General features: G+C 69.5%; 1 protein-coding gene. It reads left to right on the top strand.

Annotation, left to right across the window (positions count from 1 at the left end; all coding sequences use genetic code 11):
• Positions 1-233, top strand: a 233-nt coding sequence (locus tag SB786_RS37820; protein WP_410731785.1) for a DUF4743 domain-containing protein, incomplete at both ends; no start/stop codon positions are given.

The following is a 233-nucleotide window of genomic DNA, read 5'->3' on the forward strand; positions in this document are numbered from 1 at the left end:
GCCGCATTCCGGGCTGGCGCGACGAAACCTACGCGATCCGCAACGCCTTCGACGCGCCGCCGCTCGCCTACATCGAGCGCGCGGCCTCGCGCTTCTTCGGCACGATGACGTACGCGGTGCATCTGAACGGCGTCGTAGAATATGCGGGTTCCGCGGCGCCGCAGCTCTGGATCGCGCGCCGCAGCGACACCAAGGCGACCGATCCGGGCATGCTCGACAACGTGGTCGCGGGC

The sequence above is a fragment of the Burkholderia sp. SIMBA_062 genome (genome assembly GCF_046534765.1).
Taxonomy (GTDB): Bacteria; Pseudomonadota; Gammaproteobacteria; order Burkholderiales; family Burkholderiaceae; genus Burkholderia; species Burkholderia ambifaria.